The 6,361-nt window shown below is 66.3% G+C and carries 7 protein-coding genes and 1 pseudogene; 3 read left to right on the forward strand and 5 right to left on the reverse strand.

Annotated elements, in window-relative coordinates:
• Positions 1–181: 181 nt before the first annotated feature.
• Positions 182–634, reverse strand: a complete 453-nt coding sequence (locus QM569_RS09705; protein ID WP_414987028.1) for a YybH family protein — start codon at positions 632–634, stop codon at positions 182–184.
• 91 nt (positions 635–725) lie between these two features.
• On the opposite strand from QM569_RS09705, the gene QM569_RS09710 reads away from it, so the two are divergent.
• From QM569_RS09710 to QM569_RS09720, 3 genes are read left to right on the forward strand one after another with little or no spacing between them, the layout of a single operon-like run.
• A complete protein-coding gene (locus QM569_RS09710; RefSeq protein WP_414987029.1) occupies positions 726–1,313 on the forward strand; it encodes a LemA family protein in 588 nt (195 codons plus the stop codon).
• Positions 1,314–1,316: 3 nt separating this feature from the next.
• The gene (locus QM569_RS09715) at positions 1,317–2,216 is read left to right on the forward strand and encodes a TPM domain-containing protein (RefSeq protein ID WP_414987030.1); all 900 of its coding nucleotides are present in this window, start codon (positions 1,317–1,319) and stop codon (positions 2,214–2,216) included.
• Positions 2,216–2,722 carry a TPM domain-containing protein gene (locus QM569_RS09720; protein ID WP_414987031.1) on the forward strand — a complete coding sequence of 169 codons (507 nt, stop codon included), beginning with the start codon at positions 2,216–2,218 and terminating at the stop codon, positions 2,720–2,722. Before QM569_RS09715 ends, QM569_RS09720 begins: the two co-directional genes overlap by 1 nt.
• A 73-nt stretch (positions 2,723–2,795) precedes the next feature.
• Here QM569_RS09720 and QM569_RS09725 read toward each other — a convergent pair whose 3' ends face one another.
• The 4 genes and pseudogenes from QM569_RS09725 to QM569_RS09740 form a co-directional block, all read right to left on the reverse strand.
• Complete coding sequence (locus tag QM569_RS09725) at positions 2,796–3,212, reverse strand: F0F1 ATP synthase subunit epsilon (protein WP_414987032.1); 417 nt, start codon at positions 3,210–3,212, stop codon at positions 2,796–2,798.
• Positions 3,213–3,287: 75 nt separating this feature from the next.
• Positions 3,288–4,694: a F0F1 ATP synthase subunit beta gene (atpD, locus tag QM569_RS09730; RefSeq protein ID WP_414987033.1), complete on the reverse strand. Its 1,407-nt coding sequence runs from the start codon at positions 4,692–4,694 to the stop codon at positions 3,288–3,290.
• 43 nt (positions 4,695–4,737) lie between these two features.
• A complete protein-coding gene (gene atpG / locus QM569_RS09735; RefSeq protein WP_414987034.1) occupies positions 4,738–5,610 on the reverse strand; it encodes a F0F1 ATP synthase subunit gamma in 873 nt (290 codons plus the stop codon).
• 18 nt (positions 5,611–5,628) lie between these two features.
• Positions 5,629–6,361, reverse strand: a pseudogene (locus QM569_RS09740) (F0F1 ATP synthase subunit alpha); the annotation flags it as partial.

The raw sequence follows: 6,361 nt of genomic DNA on the forward strand, positions 1-6,361 counted from the left end.
CATTGACCGCCACAACGACAACCCCAAGCCTTTCGTTTGGCACAAAAGCGCTGACTCCATCCTGGCGTCTGTCGCTCGGGCTGCCAAGTCAATTACTTAAATTTATTTTTGAGACACCACACTAGCGCAGATTGCACATGGGCTATGGGCTATGGGCTGAAAAGTCTTAAAGACTTTGCCATCAGTGCAGAACGGGCCGCTGCGCATCCACCACCTGCGGGTCGGGCACCGTGCCCGCGCTGGCGTGGTGCGCCACCATGCGCCAGCCCTCGGGGGTCTTGTGATAGACGTTGGTGGCCAGCACCACGGCCTGGTGCAGCCCATCGGGCAGCATCACTTCCACCTGCTCGGCCACGCTGTGTACGGCGCTGGCCAGCGCCTGCACGCGGTGTACCTGCACGGGCCGGGCGCGCACCGTGCCGTGCGCGAACATGGCCTCGAACGCCGCGCGGATCGCGCCCGGCCCCAGCAGCCGGGGGCCGCCGGGGTGGATGCAGACGATCTCGTCGTCCTCGGCCCAGCAGGACATCAGCAGGTCGATGTCGCCACGCTGCAGGGCCTCGTAGAACGCGGCCTCGGTCTCGTCGGGCGAGCCGCCCAGGGCGGCGGCGCGGGTGCTGCGGGTGCGGGGCATGGCTGTGGGCACGGTGTGGATGTCTCGGGGTCCGCTATTGTGCCGGGCTTGCTGCAAAATCCCGTTCCAACAGCCCCAACCCCCTACCGCCATGACCCAACGCCTTCTTGCCCTGCTGGCCGCCGTGATGATCCTCAGCGGCTGCGGCTACAACGACTTCCAGCGCCTGGACGAGCAGTCCAAGGCCGCCTGGAGCGAGGTGCTCAACCAGTACCAGCGCCGCGCCGACCTGGTGCCCAACATCGTGGCCACGGTCAAGGGCGAGGCGGCCTTCGAGCAGGAGACGCTCACCAAGGTAATCGAGGCCCGCGCCAAAGCCACGTCCATCCAGGTCACGCCCGAGCTGCTTGCCAACCCCGAGGCGTTCAACAAGTTCCAGCAGGCGCAGGGCGAGCTGTCCAGCGCCCTGTCGCGCCTGATGGTGGTGGCCGAGCGCTACCCGCAGCTGCAGGCCAACCAGGGCTTTCGCGACCTGCGCGTGACGCTGGAGGGCACCGAGAACCGCATCACCGTGGCGCGCAACCGCTACATCCAGTCGGTGCAGGACTACAACGTGCTGGCGCGCAGCTTCCCCAGCAACCTGACTGCCAAGGTGTTCAGCTACGCGCCCAAGCCCAGCTTCACCGTGGCGAACGAGGCGCAGATCAGCACGCCGCCCACCGTCAATTTCTCCAAGTAAAAAGTGCCTCTAGCGCTTATCTGGCAAGCGCTGACAGCTATCTTTTTAGTAGCTTTCAGCCACGGCGCCACGGCCCAGGCGCTGCGCGCCTTGCCCGCGCTGACCGCGCGCGTGATCGACCAGACCAGCACGCTGGCCGAGGCCGACCGCCAGGCGCTGGACGCGCGGCTCGCGGCCATCGAGCAGCAGCGCGGCGCGCAGGTGGTGGTGCTGATGGTGCCTACCACCGCGCCCGAGGACATCGCCGCCTTTGCCAACCGCGTGGGCAACGCCTGGAAGATCGGTCGCCGCGACGTGGGCGACGGCGTGCTGGTCCTCGTCGCCAAGGACGACCGTCGCATGCGCATCGAGGTCGCCAAGGCGCTGGAAGGCGCGCTGCCCGACATCGCGGCGGCACGCATCATCGACGAGGCCATGAAGCCGCGCTTTCGCAGCGGCGACTTCGCGGGCGGACTGGCCGAGGCCGTGCGGCGGATCGACCAGCGGCTGTCGGGGGAGGCGCTGCCCGCGCCGTCCAGTGGCAGTGCCAGCGCAAGCGCGGACGACGGCGACATGCCGACTCTGGTGGCGGGCGTGGCCTTCTTCGTGTTGCTGGGCCTGGGCTCCACGCTGCGCGCCATGATGGGGCGCCTGCCGGGCTCACTCGCCACGGGCGGCATCGCGGGCGGGTTGGCGTGGGTGCTCACCAGCAGCGTGGCGCTGGCCATTGGCGCGGCGCTGTTCGTGGCCTGCTTCACCGGCATCGGCGGCACGCGCGGCAGGCCCCGTTGGACGGGGCGCCAGGGCGGTGTGTGGACCACGGGCGGAGGCGGCGGATGGAGCAGCGGCAGCAGTTCCGGCGGCGGCTTCAGCTCTGGCGGCGGGGGCGACTTCGGGGGCGGCGGCGCCTCGGGGGACTGGTGATGTCCTGGAAAAATTGCCTGCGCATGCTGCGCCACCGCTGGGCCGCCTGGCAGCGCCCGCCCATCCCCGCCGACATGCTGCAGCGCCTGGCCGAGCGCGTGGCCGCCAGCGAGCGCCAGCACACCGGGCAGGTGCGCATCTGCGTGGAAGGCGGCCTGCCCGCCAGCTACCTGTGGCGGGGCGCCACGGCGCGCGAGCGGGCGCTGACCCTGTTCGGCAAGCTGCGCGTGTGGGACACGCAGGCCAACAACGGCATGCTGATCTACCTGCTGCTGGCCGAGCACGCCATCGAGATCGTGGCCGACCGGGGCCTCGCGCAGGCCGTGCCGTCCGGCACCTGGGAGACGATCCTGGGCCAGATATCCGGGAAATTCCGGCAATTGCAGTACGAAGAAGGGCTGATGCAGGCCATTGATGCCATTACCCAGCAGCTTGCCACCCATTTTCCGCGCGCCATCGACGCACGGGCCGATAACGAGCTGCCGGACAACCCCCTGGTCATTTAGCGCACACGCCTGCAAGCACCATAAAAAAACCCCGGCGGTGCCGGGTTTTTCTAGGCCGCGAAAGAGAGCCTCTTTATTTCTTCTGGCGGTACTTGCGCAGCGCCGCGATCTGGGCAGCCATGACGGCGAGCTCGGACTGGGCCTTGGCCAGATCGACCTCGCTCTTGGCGTTCTTGAGGGCTTCTTCGGCGGCCTGCTTGGCGGCGTTGGCCTTCTCGTCGTCCAGGTCCTTGCCGCGGATGGCGGTATCGGACAGCACGGTCACGCGGTCGGGCTGCACTTCGAGAATGCCGCCCGCCACGAAGACGAATTCTTCGCGGCCATCGGCCATCTCGATGCGCACCGAACCCGGCTTGATGCGGGTGATCAGCGGCGTGTGCTTGGGCAGGATGCCCAGCTCGCCAGCCTCACCGGGCAGCGCAACGAAGCGCGCCTCGCCGGAGAAGATGGACTCTTCGGCGCTGACCACATCGACGTGGATGGTGTTCATCTTTGCTCCTTGAAAATGGGAATGGGCGAGCCTTGTGTGGACGTGCGAGCCAGCAGCCGCTGGGCCCGGCGGTCATCAGGCCAGCTTCTTCGCCTTCTCAATGGCTTCGTCGATGGTGCCGACCATGTAGAACGCCTGCTCGGGCAGGTGGTCGCACTCGCCGCTGGTGATCATCTTGAAACCACGGATGGTTTCGGCCAGGGGCACGTACTTGCCCGGCGAGCCGGTGAACACCTCGGCCACGTGGAAGGGCTGCGACAGGAAGCGCTGGATCTTGCGGGCACGGGCCACGGCCAGCTTGTCCTCGGGCGCCAGTTCATCCATGCCCAGGATGGCGATGATATCGCGCAGCTCCTTGTAGCGCTGCAGCGTGCCCTGCACGGCGCGGGCCGTGTTGTAGTGGTCCTCGCCGACCACGTTCGGGTCGAGCTGGCGGCTGGTGGAGTCCAGCGGGTCCACGGCGGGGTAGATGCCCAGCGAAGCGATGTCGCGCGAGAGCACCACGGTGGAGTCCAAGTGGGCGAAGGTCGTCGCGGGCGACGGGTCGGTCAAGTCATCGGCGGGCACGTACACGGCCTGGATGGAGGTGATCGAGCCGACCTTGGTGGACGTGATGCGCTCTTGCAGGCGGCCCATTTCCTCGGCCAGCGTCGGCTGGTAGCCCACGGCGGAAGGCATGCGGCCCAGCAGTGCGGACACTTCGGTACCGGCCAGGGTGTAGCGGTAGATGTTGTCCACGAAGAACAGCACGTCGCGGCCTTCGTCGCGGAAGGACTCGGCGATGGTCAGGCCGGTCAGGGCCACGCGCAGGCGGTTGCCCGGGGGCTCGTTCATCTGGCCATAGACCATGGCCACCTTGGATTCGGGCAGGTTGTCCAGGTTCACCACGCCGGAGTCGGCCATTTCGTGATAGAAGTCGTTGCCTTCGCGGGTACGCTCACCCACGCCAGCAAACACCGACAGACCGCTGTGCGCCTTGGCGATGTTGTTGATGAGCTCCATCATGTTCACGGTCTTGCCCACGCCTGCGCCGCCGAACAGGCCCACCTTGCCGCCCTTGGCGAACGGGCACACCAGGTCGATCACCTTGATGCCGGTTTCGAGCAGTTCCTGCGAGGGCGACAGCTCGTCGTATGCGGGAGCCTTGCGGTGGATGGACGCCGTCAGGTCCTGGCCCACGGGGCCGCGCTCGTCGATGGGGTTGCCCAGCACGTCCATGATGCGGCCCAGGGTGGCCTTGCCCACGGGCACGGTGATGGGGGCGCCGGTGTTGACCACGGTCAAACCGCGGCGCAGGCCGTCGGACGAGCCCAGCGCGATGGTGCGCACCACGCCGTCGCCCAGCTGCTGCTGCACTTCCAGCGTCAGTCCGCCGCCTTCGTACTTGAGGGCGTCATAGACTTTGGGCATCTGGTCGCGCGGGAATTCCACGTCCACCACGGCGCCGATACATTGAACAATTTTTCCTTGGGCTTGAGCCATTTTTTGCTCCAATTGGTTTGATTCTTGCAGTGGCGACGGGCAATCAGCCGCTGATGGCCGCAGCCCCGGACACGATTTCCGACAGTTCCTTGGTGATCGCGGCCTGGCGGGTCTTGTTATAGACCAGCTTGAGTTCGCCAATCACGTTGCCGGCGTTGTCGGTGGCGGCCTTCATGGCCACCATCCGCGCGGAGTGCTCGGACGCCATGTTCTCGGCCACGGCCTGGTAGATCAGCGACTCGACATAGCGCACCAGCAGTTCGTCGATCACGGTCTGGGCGTCGGGTTCGTAGATGTAGTCCCAGCTGTGCTGGCCTGCGTCGGCCTGGAGCGCGTCTGCCTTGAGGGGCAGCAGCTGCTCGACCACCGGCTCCTGCTTCACCGTGTTGATGAACTTGGTGTACGACAGGTACACCGCGTTGATCCGGCCTTCGGCATAGGCGTCCAGCAGCACCTTGACGGGCCCGATGAGCTTGTCGAGGTGCGGGCGGTCGCCGAGCTGCGTGACGTTGGACACCACCTTGGCGCCAATGCGGTTCAGGAAGCCCAGGCCCTTGTTGCCAATGGCCACGGCCTCGGTCGAGACGCCCTGCCCCTGCAGTTCGCGCAGCTTGATGGTGACGGCGCGCAGCAGGTTGGTGTTGAGGCCGCCGCACAGGCCCTTGTCCGTGGTCACCACGATGAAGCCCGCGACCTTGGCGTCGTTGGGCTTCATGAAGGTGTGTACGTACTCGGGGTTGGCCTTGCTCAGGTTCGCGGCGATGTTGCGGATCTTGTCGCTGTAGGGACGGGCCGCACGCATGCGGTCCTGGGCCTTGCGCATCTTGGACACGGACACCATTTCCATGGCCTTCGTGATCTTCTTCGTGTTCTCGAAGCTCTTGATCTGGCCGCGTATTTCCTTGCCTGTTGCCATGATGGCTCCTCGTCCGGTTTAAGCGAACGACTTCTTGAACGCGCCGATGGCTGCGGTCAGTTCGGCTTCGGCGTCCTTGTCCAGGGCCTTGCTCTGCTCGATCTTGTCGAGCAGCGCGGCGTGGCTGGTCTTGAGGAACTGGTGCAGGCCGTGCTCGAAGGGCAGTACCTTCTTCACGTCGATGTCGTCCAGGAAGCCCTTGTTCACCGCGAACAGCGTGGCGCCCATCAGCGAGATGGGCAGCGGGCTGTACTGGGCCTGCTTGAGCAGTTCGGTCACGCGGGCGCCGCGGTCCAGCTGCTTCTTGGTCGAAGCGTCCAGGTCGGAGGCGAACTGTGCGAACGCAGCCAGTTCACGGTACTGCGCCAGGTCGGTACGGATACCGCCGGACAGGCCCTTGATGACCTTGGTCTGCGCCGACGAACCCACGCGCGACACCGAGATACCGGCGTTGATGGCGGGGCGGATACCGGCGTTGAACAGGTTGGTTTCCAGGAAGATCTGGCCGTCAGTGATCGAGATCACGTTGGTCGGAACGAAGGCAGACACGTCGCCGGCCTGCGTCTCGATGATGGGCAGCGCGGTCAGCGAACCGGTCTTGCCCTTGACTTCACCCTTGGTGAAGGCTTCGACGTAGTCGGCGTTCACGCGGGCGGCGCGCTCCAGCAGGCGGCTGTGCAGGTAGAACACGTCGCCGGGGTAGGCTTCGCGGCCCGGCGGGCGGCGCAGCAGCAGCGAAACCTGGCGGTAG

This window comes from Acidovorax sp. (genome assembly GCF_047607405.1).
GTDB lineage: Bacteria > Pseudomonadota > Gammaproteobacteria > Burkholderiales > Burkholderiaceae_C > Acidovorax.